Origin of the sequence: Micromonospora sp. Llam0 (assembly GCF_003751085.1) — a bacterium.
Taxonomy (GTDB): Bacteria; Actinomycetota; Actinomycetes; order Mycobacteriales; family Micromonosporaceae; genus Micromonospora_E.
The window spans coordinates 1,250,111-1,266,881 of the sequence record NZ_RJJY01000002.1; the positions used below are offsets into that span (position 1 = coordinate 1,250,111).

Annotated in this window: 28 protein-coding genes; 1 reads left to right on the forward strand and 27 read right to left on the reverse strand. The window is 68.9% G+C overall.

What is annotated here, in order from left to right; all coding sequences use genetic code 11:
- The first annotated feature begins 121 nt into the window (after positions 1 to 121).
- Positions 122 to 838, forward strand: coding sequence for a hypothetical protein (locus tag EDC02_RS33035; protein WP_148083737.1), 717 nt, complete (start codon positions 122 to 124; stop codon positions 836 to 838).
- A 79-nt stretch (positions 839 to 917) separates the two neighbouring features.
- Here the strand turns inward: EDC02_RS33035 and truA are convergent, their stop codons facing one another.
- The 27 genes from truA to rplV form a co-directional block, all read right to left on the reverse strand.
- Positions 918 to 1,751: a tRNA pseudouridine(38-40) synthase TruA gene (gene truA / locus EDC02_RS33045; RefSeq protein WP_123606123.1), complete on the reverse strand. Its 834-nt coding sequence runs from the start codon at positions 1,749 to 1,751 to the stop codon at positions 918 to 920.
- A 161-nt stretch (positions 1,752 to 1,912) separates the two neighbouring features.
- Positions 1,913 to 2,488, reverse strand: coding sequence for a 50S ribosomal protein L17 (rplQ, locus tag EDC02_RS33050; protein WP_123606124.1), 576 nt, complete (start codon positions 2,486 to 2,488; stop codon positions 1,913 to 1,915).
- Between the two features lie 34 nt (positions 2,489 to 2,522).
- A complete protein-coding gene (locus EDC02_RS33055) occupies positions 2,523 to 3,545 on the reverse strand; it encodes a DNA-directed RNA polymerase subunit alpha (RefSeq protein ID WP_123606125.1) in 1,023 nt (340 codons plus the stop codon).
- A 128-nt stretch (positions 3,546 to 3,673) separates the two neighbouring features.
- Positions 3,674 to 4,300, reverse strand: coding sequence for a 30S ribosomal protein S4 (gene rpsD, locus EDC02_RS33060; RefSeq protein ID WP_123606126.1), 627 nt, complete (start codon positions 4,298 to 4,300; stop codon positions 3,674 to 3,676).
- 14 nt (positions 4,301 to 4,314) lie between these two features.
- Complete coding sequence (gene rpsK / locus EDC02_RS33065) at positions 4,315 to 4,722, reverse strand: 30S ribosomal protein S11 (protein ID WP_007073011.1); 408 nt, start codon at positions 4,720 to 4,722, stop codon at positions 4,315 to 4,317.
- A gap of 61 nt (positions 4,723 to 4,783) precedes the next feature.
- The gene (gene rpsM / locus EDC02_RS33070; RefSeq protein ID WP_123606127.1) at positions 4,784 to 5,164 is read right to left on the reverse strand and encodes a 30S ribosomal protein S13; all 381 of its coding nucleotides are present in this window, start codon (positions 5,162 to 5,164) and stop codon (positions 4,784 to 4,786) included.
- Between the two features lie 242 nt (positions 5,165 to 5,406).
- A complete protein-coding gene (gene rpmJ, locus EDC02_RS33075; RefSeq protein WP_012184307.1) occupies positions 5,407 to 5,520 on the reverse strand; it encodes a 50S ribosomal protein L36 in 114 nt (37 codons plus the stop codon).
- Between the two features lie 87 nt (positions 5,521 to 5,607).
- Entirely contained in the window at positions 5,608 to 5,829 is a 222-nt protein-coding gene (gene infA, locus EDC02_RS33080; protein ID WP_007073013.1) for a translation initiation factor IF-1, read from the reverse strand.
- Positions 5,830 to 6,218: 389 nt separating this feature from the next.
- Positions 6,219 to 6,797, reverse strand: coding sequence for a DUF1707 domain-containing protein (locus EDC02_RS33085; RefSeq protein ID WP_233606572.1), 579 nt, complete (start codon positions 6,795 to 6,797; stop codon positions 6,219 to 6,221).
- A gap of 88 nt (positions 6,798 to 6,885) precedes the next feature.
- Entirely contained in the window at positions 6,886 to 7,734 is an 849-nt protein-coding gene (gene map / locus EDC02_RS33090) for a type I methionyl aminopeptidase (RefSeq protein WP_123606128.1), read from the reverse strand.
- Positions 7,735 to 7,740: 6 nt separating this feature from the next.
- Positions 7,741 to 8,394, reverse strand: a complete 654-nt coding sequence (locus tag EDC02_RS33095) for an adenylate kinase (protein WP_123606129.1) — start codon at positions 8,392 to 8,394, stop codon at positions 7,741 to 7,743.
- A complete protein-coding gene (secY, locus tag EDC02_RS33100) occupies positions 8,395 to 9,726 on the reverse strand; it encodes a preprotein translocase subunit SecY (protein ID WP_123606130.1) in 1,332 nt (443 codons plus the stop codon).
- A 231-nt stretch (positions 9,727 to 9,957) separates the two neighbouring features.
- Complete coding sequence (gene rplO / locus EDC02_RS33105; RefSeq protein WP_123606131.1) at positions 9,958 to 10,401, reverse strand: 50S ribosomal protein L15; 444 nt, start codon at positions 10,399 to 10,401, stop codon at positions 9,958 to 9,960.
- Positions 10,401 to 10,583: a 50S ribosomal protein L30 gene (gene rpmD / locus EDC02_RS33110; RefSeq protein ID WP_199757998.1), complete on the reverse strand. Its 183-nt coding sequence runs from the start codon at positions 10,581 to 10,583 to the stop codon at positions 10,401 to 10,403. Before rpmD ends, rplO begins: the two co-directional genes overlap by 1 nt.
- 28 nt (positions 10,584 to 10,611) lie before the next feature.
- Positions 10,612 to 11,226 carry a 30S ribosomal protein S5 gene (gene rpsE, locus EDC02_RS33115; protein ID WP_123606133.1) on the reverse strand — a complete coding sequence of 205 codons (615 nt, stop codon included), beginning with the start codon at positions 11,224 to 11,226 and terminating at the stop codon, positions 10,612 to 10,614.
- Between the two features lie 69 nt (positions 11,227 to 11,295).
- Entirely contained in the window at positions 11,296 to 11,691 is a 396-nt protein-coding gene (gene rplR, locus EDC02_RS33120) for a 50S ribosomal protein L18 (RefSeq protein ID WP_123606134.1), read from the reverse strand.
- Between the two features lie 52 nt (positions 11,692 to 11,743).
- Complete coding sequence (gene rplF / locus EDC02_RS33125) at positions 11,744 to 12,286, reverse strand: 50S ribosomal protein L6 (RefSeq protein ID WP_123606135.1); 543 nt, start codon at positions 12,284 to 12,286, stop codon at positions 11,744 to 11,746.
- Between the two features lie 17 nt (positions 12,287 to 12,303).
- Entirely contained in the window at positions 12,304 to 12,711 is a 408-nt protein-coding gene (gene rpsH, locus EDC02_RS33130; protein WP_123606136.1) for a 30S ribosomal protein S8, read from the reverse strand.
- Between the two features lie 78 nt (positions 12,712 to 12,789).
- Complete coding sequence (locus EDC02_RS33135; protein WP_007465272.1) at positions 12,790 to 12,975, reverse strand: type Z 30S ribosomal protein S14; 186 nt, start codon at positions 12,973 to 12,975, stop codon at positions 12,790 to 12,792.
- 3 nt (positions 12,976 to 12,978) lie between these two features.
- Positions 12,979 to 13,548 (reverse strand): 50S ribosomal protein L5, encoded by a 570-nt coding sequence (gene rplE, locus EDC02_RS33140; protein ID WP_123606137.1) that lies wholly within the window; start codon positions 13,546 to 13,548, stop codon positions 12,979 to 12,981.
- On the reverse strand, positions 13,548 to 13,868 hold the full coding sequence (gene rplX / locus EDC02_RS33145; RefSeq protein WP_123606138.1) for a 50S ribosomal protein L24: 321 nt from the start codon (positions 13,866 to 13,868) through the stop codon (positions 13,548 to 13,550). Before rplX ends, rplE begins: the two co-directional genes overlap by 1 nt.
- Positions 13,865 to 14,233 carry a 50S ribosomal protein L14 gene (gene rplN / locus EDC02_RS33150; RefSeq protein WP_123606139.1) on the reverse strand — a complete coding sequence of 123 codons (369 nt, stop codon included), beginning with the start codon at positions 14,231 to 14,233 and terminating at the stop codon, positions 13,865 to 13,867. The genes rplX and rplN overlap by 4 nt, the downstream gene beginning before the upstream one ends.
- A 131-nt stretch (positions 14,234 to 14,364) precedes the next feature.
- Positions 14,365 to 14,655, reverse strand: a complete 291-nt coding sequence (gene rpsQ / locus EDC02_RS33155) for a 30S ribosomal protein S17 (RefSeq protein WP_123606140.1) — start codon at positions 14,653 to 14,655, stop codon at positions 14,365 to 14,367.
- Positions 14,652 to 14,888 (reverse strand): 50S ribosomal protein L29, encoded by a 237-nt coding sequence (gene rpmC / locus EDC02_RS33160; protein WP_123606141.1) that lies wholly within the window; start codon positions 14,886 to 14,888, stop codon positions 14,652 to 14,654. The genes rpsQ and rpmC overlap by 4 nt, the downstream gene beginning before the upstream one ends.
- Positions 14,888 to 15,313, reverse strand: a complete 426-nt coding sequence (gene rplP / locus EDC02_RS33165) for a 50S ribosomal protein L16 (protein WP_123606142.1) — start codon at positions 15,311 to 15,313, stop codon at positions 14,888 to 14,890. The genes rpmC and rplP overlap by 1 nt, the downstream gene beginning before the upstream one ends.
- 3 nt (positions 15,314 to 15,316) lie before the next feature.
- On the reverse strand, positions 15,317 to 16,183 hold the full coding sequence (gene rpsC / locus EDC02_RS33170) for a 30S ribosomal protein S3 (protein ID WP_123606143.1): 867 nt from the start codon (positions 16,181 to 16,183) through the stop codon (positions 15,317 to 15,319).
- Positions 16,183 to 16,734, reverse strand: a complete 552-nt coding sequence (gene rplV, locus EDC02_RS33175) for a 50S ribosomal protein L22 (RefSeq protein WP_123606144.1) — start codon at positions 16,732 to 16,734, stop codon at positions 16,183 to 16,185. The genes rpsC and rplV overlap by 1 nt, the downstream gene beginning before the upstream one ends.
- Positions 16,735 to 16,771: the final 37 nt, after the last annotated feature.

Consider the following 16,771-nt stretch of genomic DNA (forward strand, 5'->3'; position numbering starts at 1 on the left):
GCCGCCGGGCAGGACCCCCCGACCGCGTCGACACCCGACCGACGGTTCCACCGAACCTTCGGGCCGGCGACCGGCCGGGCCGGCCACGGCAGTGTGGTCGTCGACGAAGCTGTGGCAGGTCGTGATCAGCGGCGTCGCCGTCCTGCTGATGCTCGGCGTCTGCGGGCTGAGCTCGTACTTCATCGTCGTGGACGAACGCAACGGACGGACGGCGGCGGGTGCCCCGGTGGCGGCACCGACCGTGGTCCCCCGGGACATCAGCTCCCGGGAGGCCGATCCGCGGCCGCTCACCGTGGAGGAGGTCTTCCCGACCGGTGACATCGTGATCGACCCGGCCGAGCCGCCGTACCGGCTGCTGAAGACCCAGATCGAGGAGCGCTGCCGGGCGGCGGTCGCCGGCGACATCGGCACCCTGCTCGACGAGCTCGGCTGCAACCAGGTGGTCCGCGGCACGCTACGGTCGCCGACCGGTGAGTACCTGATCACCACCGGGGTGTTCAACCTGGCCGACGCCTCCGGCGCGGAATGGGCACACACCCGGATCAAACCAATGGTCGACGAGGAAAAGGGCCGATTCCAGGGCATGATCGCCGACGAGGGGACCGAGGCGATCGCGCTCTCCTCCGCCCAGGTCGGCTGGCACTCGCTCGGCCACTTCCTGATGTACTGCGTGATCGCCCGCGCCGACAGCGAACCGGTGCCCGCCGATGACCCGTACGCCCGGCAGATCCTCTTCGACATGCTGCAACTGCACCTGCAGGCGAACGTACTGGAGAAGCGGGCGGTGCAACCGGCAGCGCTTGACGAGCCGGCCGAGTCCGACGGCGACGCAGCATAGAACAAGCCGAAGCCGAAGCCGAAGCCGAAGCCGAAGCCGAAGCCGGGGGCTGGCGCGGCGGCAGCTCGGGGACCGGCCGTCAGTCGGCTGCGGGTAGCCGCAGCCGGCGGGTGACGCTGGCGCGGGCCGCGTACCCGGCCGGGTCGGTGGGGTAGCCGACCTCGACCAGGGTGAGTCCGTGCGGCGGGGCGACGGTGACCTCGCTGGACCGTTCCCGCCGGGTCAGCAGGCTGCCCGGCCAGTCGACCGGCCGGCGGCCGTCGCCGACGAACAGCATCGCCCCGACCAGGCTGCGTACCATCGCCTGGCAGAACGCGTCCGCCTGTACGGTGCCGACCAGCGTCCCGTCCGCGTCCCGGTGCCAGTCCAGCCGGGTGATCTGCCGGATCGTGGTGGCGTGCTCCTTGCGCCGGCAGTACGCGGCGAAGTCGTGCTCGCCGACCAGCTTGGCGGCGGCGGCGTTCAGCGCCGCCAGGTCGAGCGGGCGCGGCCAGGCGAGCGTGTCGTGCCGGCGCAGCGGCTCCGCGCCGTACGGGGCGTCGGTGACCCGGTACGCGTACCGCCGGTAGGTGGCCGCGAACCGGGCCTCGAAGTCGGCCGGCACCTCGGTGACCGCCCGTACCCGGACGTCGCGGGGCAGCGTGCCGGCGAACCGGCGCAGCAGCGTCGCGGCCCGTTCGCTCCACACCTCGGCCGGTACGTCGAGGTGGCACACCTGGCCGGTGGCGTGCACCCCCGCGTCGGTGCGCCCGGCCACCGTCAGCCCGACCGCGACGCCCGGCCCGAACGCCCGGTCCAGGGCCTCGGTCAGCACCCCGGCGACGGTCCGCCGCTGCGGCTGCACCGCCCAGCCGGAGAAGTCGGTGCCGTCGTAGGCGACATCGAGCCGCAGCCGGACGTACCCCTGCCGCACCTGATCCTCCTGTCTCGCGTGGCTGCCGGAAAGGTCGCGTGGCTGCCGGAAAGACGGTGGGACCCGGCGCCGCTGTCGCAGCGCCGGGTCCCACCGGATGTGGTCGTCGCCGACCAGGCCGTGTCGCCCTAATCGGCGACTCAGGCCTTGTTGTCGCCGGCTCAGGCCTTGTTCTCGCCGTCGCCGGCCGGGGCGGCCTGGGTGGCAGCGGTGTCGGTGTCACCGGAGGCCGACACCGGAGGCTCGGCGTCCTGGTCGGCTGCGGTGTCCGCGTCGGTACGCGCGGCCGGTGCCTCGTCGGCACCGGCGAGCGCCTCGACCTTGTCCTGCTGGGCGGCCGCCCGACGGTCGGCCTTGGCCGGTGCCGGGGTGGCCACCACCAGTTCCTCGACCAGTTCGATGATCGCCATGGGGGCGTTGTCGCCCTTACGCGGGCCGGTCTTCACGATCCGGGTGTAGCCACCCGGACGGTTGGCGAACCGGGGCGCGATCTGGTCGAACAGCTCGAAGACCACGTCCTTGTCCCGCACGACGGTCAGCACCCGACGGCGCGAGTGCAGGTCGCCCCGCTTGGCCTTGGTGATCAGCTGCTCCGCGAGGGGACGCAGCCGCTTCGCCTTGGTCTCGGTGGTCTTGATCTTGCCGTACCGGAACAGCGAGGTGGCCAGGTTGGCCAGCATCATCCGCTCGTGCGCGGGGCTGCCGCCGAGGCGGGGGCCCTTGGTGGGCGTGGGCATGGTTGGTGCTCCTCAGTGGTGGCGGCAGCCGGCGTTACAGCTGCTCGGTCTCGCGGTAGTCGTCGGTGTCGTAGTCGGCTTCGCTGAAGGAGTCCACGACATTTGCCGGGTCGAAGTTGGGCGCCGAATCCTTCAGGCCCAGCCCCATCCCGGCGAGCTTCATCTTGACCTCGTCGATCGACTTCTGACCGAAATTCCTTATATCGAGGAGGTCCGCTTCGGTCCGCCCGATCAGCTCGCCGACGCTGTTGATGCCCTCACGCTTGAGGCAGTTGTACGACCGTACGGTCAGGTCCAGCTCCTCGATCGGCAGCGCCAGGTCGGCGGCCAACTGGGCGTCCTGCGGCGACGGCCCGATGTCGATGCCCTCAGCGGTCTCGTCCAGTTCGCGGGCCAGGCCGAACAGCTCGACCAGGGTGGAGCCGGCCGAGGCCAGCGCGGTACGCGGCCCGATCGACGCCTTGGTCTCGACGTCGATGATCAGCCGGTCGAAGTCGGTCCGCTGCTCGACCCGGGTCGCCTCCACCCGGTAGGTGACCTTGAGCACCGGCGAGTAGATCGAGTCGACCGGGATCCGGCCGATCTCGGCGCCGGCCTGCTTGTTCTGCGCGGCGGTGACGTACCCGCGGCCCCGCTCGACGGTCAGCTCCATGTCGAGGCGGCCCTTGCCGTTGAGCGTGGCCAGCTTGAGGTCCGGGTTGTGCACCGAGACCCCGGCCGGCGGCTGGATGTCACCGGCGGTCACGTCACCGGGGCCCTGCTTGCGCAGGTACATGCTGACCGGCTCGTCGTGCTCGGAGCTGACACACAGCTCCTTGACGTTCATGACCAGCTCGACCACGTCCTCCTTGACGCCGGGGATCGTGGTGAACTCGTGCAGCACGCCGTCGATCTTGATGCTGGTGACCGCCGCGCCCGGAATGGAGCTGAGCAGGGTACGCCGCAGCGAGTTGCCGAGCGTGTAGCCGAAACCCGGCTCCAACGGCTCGATGGTGAACAGGGACCTCGTGTCGCTGATCGACTCCTCGGACAGAGTCGGCCGCTGGCTGATGAGCACGTACTTCTCCTTGGGTCGGGGCGACCGCTATATGACGCCCGTCGGTCGTGCGCCCGCCGACGGGGGCCGGGCCGGTACCGTACGTCGGTGACGCCGGTCGACCGCGACCCCCGTCGACGGGGGTTGGCTCACTTCGAGTAGAGCTCGACGATCAGCTGCTCCTGAACCTGCGTGTCGATCGTCTGACGCGCCGGCATGGAGTGCACGAGGATCTTCATCTGGCTGGGGATCGCCTCCAGCCAGGCCGGGACGGTCTTGGAACCGGCCTCGCCCTGGGCGACCAGGAACGGGGTCAGCTCCTTCGACTTCGTCCGCACCTCGACGATGTCGTGCTCCTTGACGCGGAACGAGGGGATGTCGACCTTCTTGCCGTTGACCATGAAGTGCCCGTGCTTGACCAGCTGGCGCGCCATGTCCCGGGACTTGGCGTAGCCAGCCCGGTACACGACGTTGTCGAGCCGGGACTCCAGGATCTGCAGCAGCACCTCACCGGTCTTCGCCTGCTTGGCCACTGCTTCCTCGTAGTAGCCGCGGAACTGCTTCTCCAGCACGCCGTACACCCGGCGGGCCTTCTGCTTCTCCCGCAGCTGGAGGAGGTACTCGGTCTCCTTGGTCCGGCCGCGGCCGTGCTGGCCGGGCGGGAAGGGCCGGGATTCGAACGGGCACTTCGGCCCATCGCACTTGCTGCCCTTGAGGAACAGCTTCATCTTCTCCCGCCGGCAACGGCGGCAGTCAGCACCCGTGTAACGAGCCATCTCTTCCTAACCTCTCAGACCCGGCGACGCTTCGGCGGACGGCACCCGTTGTGCGGCTGCGGCGTGACATCGGAGATCTGCCCGACCTCCAGGCCGACGGCCTGCAACGAACGGATGGCGGTCTCCCGGCCGGAGCCGGGGCCCTTGACGAAGACATCGACCTTGCGCATGCCGTGCTCCATCGCCCGCCGGGCGGCGGCCTCGGCGGCCAGCTGCGCGGCGAACGGCGTCGACTTGCGGGAGCCCTTGAAACCGACCTGGCCGGCGGAGGCCCAGGAGATCACCGCGCCGGTCGGGTCGGTGATCGAGACGATGGTGTTGTTGAAGGTGCTCTTGATGTGCGCCTGCCCGTGGGCGACGTTCTTGCGTTCCTTGCGCCGGACCTTCTTGACGGCGGCTCCAGCGCGAGCCTTCGGTGGCATAAGTTTTCTGCGCTCCTATTGAACGATCGAGGTATCCGGGCGAGCCCGGCGTCGGCCAGGACTACTTCTTGCCCGGCTTCTTCTTGCCGGCGACGGTCCGCTTCGGGCCCTTGCGGGTCCGGGCGTTGGTCCGGGTGCGCTGGCCGTGCACGGGCAACCCGCGGCGGTGCCGGATGCCCTCGTAGCAGCCGATCTCCACCTTGCGGCGGATGTCTGCGGCAACCTCCCGACGCAGATCACCCTCGACCTTGAAGCTGGCCTCGATGTGATCCCGGAGCTGGACCAGCTCCTCGTCGGTGAGGTCCCGGACCCGCTTGTTCGGGTCGATGCCAGTCGCGGCAAGCGTGGCGATCGAACGGGTCCGGCCGATCCCGAAGATGTAGGTGAGCGCAATCTCCATCCGCTTTTCGCGGGGCAGATCCACGCCGACTAGACGTGCCATGTGCGGGCGTACTCCTCAAGTGGTGTGCACGGAGGTCTGAGCCCGCCCCACCCCGGCTGCCCTCGCCGACCACCCAGCTGGGTGGGCCGGCATGCCGGGCCCCGGCCTCCGACCGGGGGTTGCGCCACGGGCACGGCGACGTGGTCGCCGGGTGCTCGCGGCTGGGACGGGCATGTGCTGTTGTGCGATCGGCCGCCTGAACCGCCCCGTCGCCGGCCCGGCTCCTGCCGGTCGGCTCGGGGTCAGCCCTGGCGCTGCTTGTGCCGGGGGTCGGTGCAGATCACCATCACCCGGCCGTGCCGGCGGATCACCCGGCACTTGTTGCAGATCCTCTTGACGCTCGGCTTGACCTTCACGGTGTGCCTTACTTCCGTTGACGCCCGGCCGCGTACACGGTGCGGGCTTGAGGACGGACACGGGACGCCCCGGCCGCCGTCAGGCGGTTACTTGTAGCGATAGACGATGCGCCCGCGGGTGAGGTCGTACGGCGAAAGCTCGACGACGACCCGGTCCTCGGGCAGGATGCGGATGTAGTGCTGCCGCATCTTGCCGCTGATGTGAGCCAGCACCTTGTGGCCGTTGGCGAGCTCTACCCGGAACATGGCGTTCGGTAGTGGCTCGATCACTCGACCTTCGATCTCGATGGCCCCGTCTTTTTTCGGCATGTCCTCCGCTGTCCTGACGTCGGTTGCTCGGGATCGGCTCACAACACCATTCGCGGACGGACCCGTCCGGCCTGCCGACCGTACCGATTCGCCCGCGCCAGCCGCGGCTCCAGACGTCTGACGACGGGCTCGGCCCGGGTTACGGGAACCCAGGCGACACCCGGTCAGACACGGCCTGCCGAAGCGCAGAGCAGGCACGCTGGAGTGGACGCTGTGCGCCGATCTATCAGTGTACGCGGGTTGTCACGCGGACAGCAAACCGCGCGCTGCCGCGGGTCAGCATACCCGACAAAGCAGCAGGAGCAGGGAGTTTACCGGCGACCCGCCGGGCGTCGGTCAGGCCTTCGGCCGCCGGCCGACCGCTCGGCGTGCGGCGTGCGGGCGGGTGGCTACCCCTGGCCCGGGGCCGGTCCGTCAGCCCCGCCGGACTCGTGCTCGATCCGCTTCCGTTCCGCCTTCTCCTGCTTGGCGAGGTGCCGCCGGGCCTGCTTGGCCGCCCACTGTTGCGGCTCGCCCTTGATCAGGCCCAGCACGGTGGTCACCAGCAGCACCGCACCCCACGGGCCGGCCACCCAGCCCGGCCAGAAGTACAGCAGATCCTGGCTCATGACGCAGGTCACCGCCCAGATCGCGATGGTGATCCCGACCGCCGTCCCGTACCCGTCCCACTCGTTGACCAGCCATCGGCGGGTCGCACCGGGATAGCGGCCGTCCGGGCCGGGAGTCAACTCGGCGGGCAACCCGTCGGCGACGACCGGCACCAGTTGCGAGCGTCCGGCGGCGGTCACCGGTGGCAGATCGTCGAGCAGCCCGTCGAGATCTCCGTACGTCTTCGCCGCATAGGCCCGCTGCAACCGCTCGTCGAACTCAGCAAGATCCAGTCGACCCTCGCTCAGCGCGTTGCGCAACCGTTCGGCCACTGCTTCCCGGTCGGCGTCGGCCGCCCGCATCCCGTCCCGCCGATCCATGGCTACCAGCTTGACACCCCGGTGCCAGCCCGACCAGACCGGCACCGGACCCGACCAGGAGGCGGCCGGAGCCGGGGCAGGCCCCGGGTCAGCGTCGGGAATCGGCCGGCTGACGGGCGGTCACCAGATCGCCGAGCCGGGAACGGCCGCCGTCCGGCTCGGTCAACACCCAGACGCCGTCCGGCAGCAGCGCCATCGAATGCTCGACGTGCACCGCCATCGACCCGTCCCGGGTCACCACTGTCCAGCCGTCGGCCAGCTCGTCGGTGCGGGCCGACCCTTCGGTGATCATCGGCTCGATGGCCAGCGCCATCCCCGGGACCAGGCGAGGGCCCTTGCCCGGCCGGCCGTAGTTGAGCACGTGCGGGTCCTGGTGCATCTCAGTGCCGATCCCGTGGCCGCCGTAGCCCTCGACGATGCCGTACCGGCCGCCCGCCCGGATCGCCCGTTCCACCGCGTACGAGATGTCGGTGAGCCGACCGCGGCCGCTGACCGCACCGCGCGCCGCAGCGGCGATCCCGGCCCACAGCGCGTCCTCGGCTACCGTGATCATCCGCAGCAGTTCCGGACGTACCTCCCCGACCGGAGCGGTGAAGGCCGCGTCGCCGTGCCAGCCGTCCAGCACCGCACCGCAATCGACCGAGATGACGTCGCCGTCGCGCAGCACCTGCCCAGCGGCCGGGATCGCATGCACCACCTGCTCGTTGACCGAGGAACAGATGGTCGCCGGGTAGCCGTGGTAGCCCTTGAACGACGGGACCGCGCCGGCGTCGCGGATCGTCGCCGCAGCGATTGCGTCCAGGTCCGCGGTGGAGACGCCGGGGGCGATCGCCGCCCGCATCCGGGCCAGGGCGTCAGCGACCACCAGGCCGGCGGCCCGCATCCGGTCGATCTGCTCCGGAGTCTTCAGTTGAATGTCCAGCTGCTGGCGGCGCATCGGCCGCTACCCGCCGTACGAACGCAGGGCGTCGATCGCGCGTACGGTGACGTCCTCGACCGGCCCGGTGGCGTCGATCCCGACCAGCTTGCCCTGGGCACCGTAGAAGTCGACCAGCGGCGCGGTCTTCTCGGCGTACTCCACCAGGCGCTGAGCGATGGTCTCCGGCTTGTCGTCGTCACGCTGGAACAGCTCGGCGCCGCACCGGTCACAGCGGCCCTCGGTCGCTGGCGCGTCGAACTCGACGTGCCAGATCTTGCCGCAACCGCGACAGGTACGCCGACCCGACAGCCGCCGGATCACCTCGTCGTCGTCGACGACGAGCTCCAGTACCAGATCCAGCGCGGTGCCGAGGTCGGCCAGCAGCTTGTCCAGCGCGGCGGCCTGCGGCGTGGTCCGCGGGAAGCCGTCGAGCAGGAAGCCTTCGGCGGCGTCCGGCTCGGCCAGCCGGTCCCGGACCATGTTGATGGTCACCTCGTCCGGAACCAGCTTGCCGGCGTCCATGTATCGCTTGGCCTCGACGCCCAGCGGCGTGCCCTGGGTGACGTTGGCCCGGAAGATGTCCCCGGTCGAGATCTTGGGCACGACCAGGTGAGCGGCGATGAACTCGGCCTGGGTCCCCTTCCCCGCCCCGGGGGGACCGACCAGTACCAGCCTCATCTACCGGAGGAACCCTTCGTAGTTGCGCTGCATGAGTTGGCTCTCGATCTGCTTCACGGTTTCCAGACCGACACCGACCATGATGAGCACGGCGGTGCCACCGAACGGGAAGTTCACGTACTGGTCGCTGTCCAGCCAGATGAAGAAGAAGTTCGGCAGCACGGAGATGATGCCGAGGTAGAGCGCACCGGGGAGGGTGATCCGGCTGAGGATGAAGTCGAGGTACTCGGCCGTGGGCCGGCCCGGCCGGATGCCGGGCACGAAGCCACCGTACTTCTTCATGTTCTCCGCGACCTCGGTCGGGTTGAACGTGATCGACACGTAGAAGTACGTGAAGAAGATGATCATAAAGAAGTACGTGACGATGTAGATCGGGCTGGTCGGGTTCGCCAGGTTGTTCTGGATCCAAGCCTGGATCTGACCAGGGTCGTTCGGATCGAAGAACTGCAGCCCGAGCTGCGGCAGGTAGAGCACCGACGAGGCGAAGATCACCGGGATGACACCGGCCTGGTTGACCTTCAACGGGATGTAGGTCGAGGTGCCGCCGTACATCCGCCGGCCGATCATCCGCTTGGCGTACTGCACCGGGATCCGGCGCTGTGCCTGCTCGATGAAGACCACCGCGGTGATGACCAGCAGGACCAGCACGATCACCAGGCCGAACATGCCCCAGCCGTGGGTGTTCTTGATCGCCCAACCCTCGCTGGGCAGTCGCGCCGCGATCGAGGTGAAGATCAGCACCGACATGCCGTTGCCGACGCCCCGGTCGGTGATCAGCTCGCCGAGCCACATCACCATGCCGGTGCCGGCGGTCATCGTGATGACCAGCACGCTGAGCGTCAGCCAGGTCGGCAGGCCGGTCCCGTCCGGGATGATCGGCCACTGGTCACACTGGTTGTTGAACAGCTGCCCGGAGCGGGCCAGCGCGACGAACGCCGAGGCCTGCAGGATGCCCAAGCCCAGGGTCAGGTAACGGGTGTACTGAGTGATCTTTGCCTGGCCGGACTGCCCCTCCTTGCGGAGCTGCTCCAACCGTGGGATCACCACGGTGAGCAGCTGCAGGATGATCGACGCGGTGATGTAGGGCATGATGCCCAGCGCGAAGACGGACAGGGACAGCAACGCACCGCCGGAGAAGAGGTTCAGCAGGGTGAAGACCCCGCTGGAGTCCCCGGACTCCAGGGCGGTGATGCACTGCTGCACGTTGCCGTACGACACGCCTGGGCTCGGCAGCGTGGCGCCGAGCCGGTAGATCGCGACGATGAAGACCGTGAACAGCAGCTTCTTGCGCAGGTCAGGCGTGCGGAACGCACTGAGAAAGGCGGAGAGCAACTTCTTCCTCCTGCGCGAGGCGGCCGCCGGATGTTCTGGCGGGTCGGGGTGGGTGCGGAGCGCCCGATATCCATGGCTGGCATCGGACTCTAACAGTCCGGCGTCGGTCTGGGCAGGCGTGCCCTAGAACATACACCGGTCCCGATATTAACGGGACGGAGGCTTCACCAGTAGGCCGTGGCGCCCGTCAGTCGCGGACAACTGAGCGAGCGCCACGTCCAAGCTTGGTGTTCAGAGCTCGGTGACCGAGCCGCCAGCTGCGGCGATCTTCTCCTTGGCCGACCCGCTGAACGCGTGCGCCGACACCTGGAGAGACACACCACCGAGGTCGCCGCTGCCCAGCACCTTGACCGGCTGGCCCTTGCGGACCGCACCGGACTCGGCCAACTGCTGCGGACCGACCTCACCGCCGTTCGGGAAGAGCTCCGCCAACCGGTCCAGGTTGACCACCTGGTAGACGACCTTGAACCGGTTCTTGAAGCCCTTCAGCTTCGGCAGACGCATGTGGATGGGCATCTGCCCACCCTCGAACGCCGCCGGGATGTTCTTGCGGGCCTTGGAGCCCTTGGTGCCCCGACCGGCGGTCTTGCCCTTGGAGCCCTCACCGCGGCCCACCCGGGTCTTCGCGGTCTTGGCCCCCGGCGCCGGCCGGAGGTGGTGGACCTTGATCGCCATTATTCGACCTCCTCGACCTTCACGAGGTGGTTCACGGTGAAGATCATGCCCCGGATCTCGGGCCGGTCCTCCTTGACCACCACGTCGTTGATCCGCTTCAGACCGAGCGACCGCAGCGACTCCCGCTGGTTGCGCTTGGTCCCGATCCCGGACCGGACCTGGGTCACCTTCAGACGTGCCATCACAGCCGCCCTCCGTTCATCTTCGCTGTCACGCCCCTGCGCCCGCGCGGGACGCGAGCATCGCGGCTGGGGCCACGTCCTCGACCGGCAGGCCACGCCGGGTGGCGACCGCCTCCGGCGACTCCAGGCTCTTCAGCGCGGCGACCGTGGCGTGCACGATGTTGATCGGGTTCGACGAGCCGAGGCTCTTCGAGAGCACGTCGTGAATGCCCGCGCACTCCAGCACCGCACGCACCGGGCCACCGGCGATCACACCCGTACCGGCGCTCGCCGGCTTCAGCAGGACCACGCCGGCGGCGTCCTCGCCCTGCACCGGGTGCGGGATCGACGCGGCGATCCGGGGCACCTTGAAGAAGTGCTTCTTGGCCTCCTCGACACCCTTGGCGATCGCCGCCGGCACCTCCTTGGCCTTGCCGTAACCCACGCCGACCGTGCCGTCACCGTCGCCCACGATCACCAGGGCGGTGAAGCTGAAACGCCGACCGCCCTTCACGACCTTGGCGACCCGGTTGATCGCGACGACGCGCTCCAGGTGTGGGGTCTTCTCGACGGGCGCGTTGCCGCGACCGCCCTCACGGCGGTTGTCGCGGCGACCACCTTCGTTGCCACCGGACCCGCCGCCACGACGCTGTTGACCTGGCATCAGCAGCCTTCCTTCCTACTCGTGACGGGGTTTGCTTCGATTTGCGTCTGGACAGGCATCAGACGGCCGCTAGAACTCGAGTCCGGCTTCGCGGGCGGCGTCGGCCAGCGCGGCGATCCGCCCCGCGTACCGGTTGCCCCCACGGTCGAACACGACCTTGGAGATACCTGCCGCCTTGGCCCGCTCGGCGAGCAGCGCGCCCACCTTGCCGGCCAGTTCGCTCTTGGCACCCGCGGTACCCCGCAGCGACGCGTCCATGGTCGACGCGGACACCAGGGTGTGCCCCTTGGTGTCGTCGACGATCTGGGCGACCATGTGCTTCAGGGAACGGGTGACCACCAGGCGCGGCCGCTGCGCGGTCCCGCTGAGGTTCTTGCGCACCCGGAAGTGCCGGCGCGCCCGCCCGATGGCACGCCGCGCGGAGACGCTGCCGCCCGCCCGACGCTTCAACAGTGTGGCGCTCATCGGAACCCGCCTCCGTTCGCGACTGCGGGGCTCGCAAGCTCGCTCCTCGCGCTCACTTCTTACCTGCCTTTCCGGCCTTGCGGCGGATGACCTCACCCTGGTACTTCACGCCCTTGCCCTTGTACGGCTCCGGCGGGCGGATCTTCCGGATGTTGGCGGCGACCTCACCGACCTGCCACTTGTTGATCCCGGCCACGTGGAACAGCGTCGGCCGCTCCACGGTGAAGGTGATCCCCTCCGGGGCCGGCACCAGCACCGGGTGCGAGAACCCGAGCGCGAACTCCAGGTCCTTGCCCTTGGCGGTGACCCGGTAACCGGTACCCGCGATCTCCAGGGTCTTGCGGTAACCGTCGGTCACCCCGATGACCATGTTCGACACCAGGGTGCGGCTCAGCCCGTGCAGTTCCTTGGCCTGGCGCTCGTCGTTTGCCCGGTTGATCTGGAGCTGACCGTCCTCGGTCCGCTCTACGGTGATCGACTCGGGCAGGACGTGCGACAGCTCGCCCTTGGGGCCCTTGACCGTGACGGTCTGGCCATCGATCTTGACATCGACGCCGGCCGGCACCGGGATCGACTTACGTCCAATACGCGACATTGTTACCAGTCTCCCGATTACCAGACGAAGGCGAGGACTTCCCCGCCCACGCTCCGCTTACGGGCCTGCCGGTCGGTGAGCAGCCCCTGGGACGTCGAAATGATCGCCACGCCCAGGCCGCCGAGCACTCGGGGCAGCTCATCCGACTTGGCGTACACCCGCAGACCCGGCTTGGACACGCGCTTGATCCCGGCGAGGCTACGCTCCCGGTTCTGGCCGTACTTCAAATCGACCACCAGCCGCCGGCCGACGGCACCCTCCGCGGGGTCCTCGACCTGCCAGGTCGAGATGTAACCCTCGGCCTTGAGGACCTCGGCGATGTTCGCCTTGACCTTCGAGTACGGCATCGTCACCCGGTCGTGGTACGCCTGGTTGGCGTTGCGCAGACGGGTCAGCATGTCTGCGATCGGGTCGGTCATCGTCATGGGTCTCGTCAACCTTTCTCGCCGGGGTTCCCGGTGGCCGCGCCACCGGGCCTACGGCGAAGACCTGTCAAGGTGGGGTTACCAGGAAGCCTTCGACACACCGGGCAGCTCACCGCGGTGCGCCATCTCCCGGATGCAGACCCGGCAGAGGCCGAACTTGCGGTAGACCGCCTTGGGCCGCCCGCACCGCTGGCAACGGGTGTACGCGCGCACCGAGAACTTCGGCTTCGCGGCGGCCTTGATGATCAGCGCCTTCTTGGCCATAGCTCAGTTCTCCTTGAACGGGAAGCCCAGGAGCTTGAGCAGCGCCCGGCCCTCGTCGTCGGTCTTGGCGGTGGTCACCACCGTGATGTCCATGCCCCGGGTGCGGTCGATCCGGTCCTGGTCGATCTCGTGGAACACCGACTGCTCGGTGAGCCCGAAGGTGTAGTTGCCGTTGCCGTCGAGCTTGCGACCGTCCAGCCCGCGGAAGTCCCGGATTCGGGGCAGCGCGATGGACAGCAGCCGGTCCAGGAACTCCCACATCCGGTCACCGCGCAGGGTGACCTTCGCGCCGATCGGCATCCCCTCGCGGAGCTTGAACTGCGCGATCGACTTGGTCGCCCGACGCACCTGCGGCTTCTGACCGGTGATGGTGGCCAGGTCACGCAGGGCACCGTCGATCAGCTTGGCGTCCCGGGCGGCCTCGCCGACACCCATGTTCACGACGATCTTGACTAGCCCCGGAACCTGCATCGGGTTCGCGTACTGGAACTGCTCACGCAGCTGCGCGATGGTCTCCTCGCGGTACCGCTGCTTGAGGCGCGGCGCCGGCCTGGTCTGGGTAGCGGTGGTCATCACAGGTCCTTACCGTTGCTACGCGCGATCCGCACCTTCTGGCCGCTGTCGTCGAACCGGTAACCGACCCGGGTCGGCTTGCCGTCGGAGTCGAGCACCTGCACGTTCGAGACGTGGATCGGAGCTTCCTGGGTGACGATGCCACCGGTCTGCCCGCCGCGCTGGGTGGTCTGGATGCGGGTGTGCTTCTTGATCCGGTTCACGCCTTCGACGAGGACCTTGTCCTGCCGCGGGTAGGCCGCGATGACCTTGCCCTTGGCACCCTTGTCCTTACCGGCGATGACGACGACCGTGTCGCCCTTCTTCACCTTCACGGTCACAGCACCTCCGGCGCCAAAGAAATGATCTTCATGAACCGCTTGTCCCGCAGCTCACGCCCGACCGGGCCGAAGATGCGGGTACCGCGCGGGTCCCCACCGTCCTTGATGATGACGGCAGCGTTCTCGTCGAAGCGGATGTACGACCCGTCCGGCCGCCGCTTCTCCTTCGCGGTCCGGACCACGACGGCCTTCACCACGTCGCCCTTCTTCACACCGGCGCCGGGAATCGCGTCCTTGACCGTCCCGACGATCACGTCGCCGATGCCTGCGTAGCGCCGACCGGAGCCACCGAGCACCCGGATGCACAGGATCTCCCGGGCACCCGTGTTGTCGGCGACACGCAGTCGCGACTCCTGCTGGATCACGTCTATCTCCTATGTCTGCCAGTCCTCCGGTCACCCGGAGCTTGGAAGAACCTGGTCCGCGCTACGCGCGGGCTGTCATCCGGACCCGACCGACCCGAACACCGCGCCACGGCGGCGGACGGGCCGCCCGGCTACTTCGCCTTCTCGAGGATCTCGACGACCCGCCACCGCTTGGTGGCGGACAGCGGCCGGGTCTCCATCAGCAGCACCCGGTCACCGACCCCGCACGCGTTCTGCTCGTCGTGTGCCTTCAGCTTGCTGGTACGGCGCATGACCTTGCCGTACAGCCGGTGCTTGACCCGGTCCTCGACCTCGACGACGACGGTCTTTTCCATCTTGTCGCTGACCACGAGCCCTTCGCGAACCTTGCGGCGGGCCCGGACGACCGTTGCGCCCTGCTCGGGGGCGGTGTTCTCACTCATGATGCAGCCACCTCAGTCGGCGCGGCGGAGAGTCCCAACTCACGCTCACGCATGATCGTGTAGATCCGGGCGATCTCCCGACGGATGACCTGCAGCCGACGGTTGTTGTCCAGCTGACCGGTCGCGGCCTGCACGCGGAGGTTGAACAGCTCCGCCTTGGCCTCCCGCAGCTTCGTGACCAGCTCCTCTTCGGAGAGTTCACGCATCTCGGCGGCCGAAACGCCCGCTGCCATCAGCTTTCACCCACTTCGCGCGTCACGATGCGGCACTTCATCGGGAGCTTGTGGATCGCACGACGCATCGCCTCACGCGCGATCTGCTCGTTCGGGAAGGACATCTCGAAGAGCACCCGTCCCGGCTTGATGTTGGCGACCCACCACTCGGGCGAGCCCTTACCGGACCCCATCCGGGTCTCGGCCGGCTTCTTGGTCAGCGCCTGGTCAGGGAAGACCGTGATCCAGACCTTGCCGCCACGCTTGATGTGGCGGGTCATGGCGATACGGGCCGACTCGATCTGACGGTTGGTCACATACGCCGGCTCGAGCGCCTGGATACCGAACTCGCCGAACACCACCCGGGTGCCGCCCTTGGCGGCGCCGGTACGGCTCGGGTGATGCGGCTTGCGGAAGCCCTTCGGGGGCTTGCGCGGGATCAGCATCTGTCAGCCCTCCTGCGCTGAGCTGTCCGCTCCGGCCGAAGCGGCCGGAGTGGCCGGCGCGGCATCAGCCGGCGCGGCACTGCTGGTCGTGGTCGACGGGCCACCGGAGATCTCCGCGGCGGCCGCCCGGCCGGCCTCGGTGCCACCGGCGGTCGTCCCGCTGGAGCCGGAACGCCCGCGACGGGGCCGGTCCGGCCGCTCCCGGCGGGGACGGCTGGGCGCCTCGGCCGGGGCCTCCCGCCCCGGGACCGCGTCGCCCTTGTAGATCCACACCTTGACGCCGATCCGGCCAAAGGTGGTCCGGGCCTCGAAGAAGCCGTACTCGATGTTGGCCCGCAGCGTGTGCAGCGGCACCCGACCCTCACGGTAGAACTCGGTACGGCTCATCTCCGCACCGCCGAGCCGGCCGGAAACCTGCACCCGGATGCCCTTGACGATCGGGTTCTTCATCGCCGACTGCATGGCCTTGCGCATCGCCCGCCGGAAGCTGACCCGGCTGGCCAGCTGCTCGGCGACGCCCTGCGCGACCAGCTGTGCGTCCGACTCGGGGCTCTTCACCTCGAGGATGTTGAGCTGCACCTGCTTGCCGGTGAGCTTCTCCAGCTTGCCCCGGATCCGGTCCGCCTCGGCGCCCTTTCGGCCGATGACGATGCCCGGGCGGGCGGTGTGGATGTCGACCCGGACCCGGTCGCGGGTCCGCTCGATGTCGACCTTGGAGATACCGGCCCGCTCGAGACCGCTGGACATCATCCGGCGGATCTTGACGTCCTCGGCGATGTAGTCCTTGTACAGCTTCTCCGCGTACCAGCGCGACTTCCAGTCGGTCGAGATGCCGAGCCGGAACCCGTGCGGGTGAACTTTCTGACCCATTACTCGGCACCCTCCGTGCTGCTCTGCTTGCCGCCGGCCGGCTCGTTCGCGGTCGTGCCCTGCGCCGTGCTCTCGGTCTGCTCCACGGCCGCCGGCTGCGCCTCGGTCGCTGCCGCCTCGGCCGGCTGGGCCTTCTTCGCGGCCTTCGCCGGCTGGGCCTTGGCCGCCCGCCGGGTCGGCTTCGCCGCAGCGACGGCCTCCACCGCGATGGTGATGTGGCAGGTCCGCTTGCGGATCCGGTACGCCCGGCCCTGCGCCCGTGGCCGGAACCGCTTCAGCGTCGGACCCTCGTCCACGAACGCCTCGCTGACCAGCAGCGCGTCGGGGTCCAGCTGCTCGTTGTTCTCGGCGTTGGCGATCGCGCTGGCCAGGACCTTGTACACCTGCTCACTGGCGGCCTGCGGCGCGAACTGCAGGACGGTGAGTGCCTCCTTCGCGGGCAGACCGCGGACGAGGTCGACCACCCGACGCGCCTTCATCGGCGAGATGCGCACGTACCGCGCAACCGCCCGCGCGCCCGGAAGCACCGGAGCGTCGCCCTTCACTGGCATCGCTGTAACCCCTTGATCCTCTATCCGTGCCCGCGAC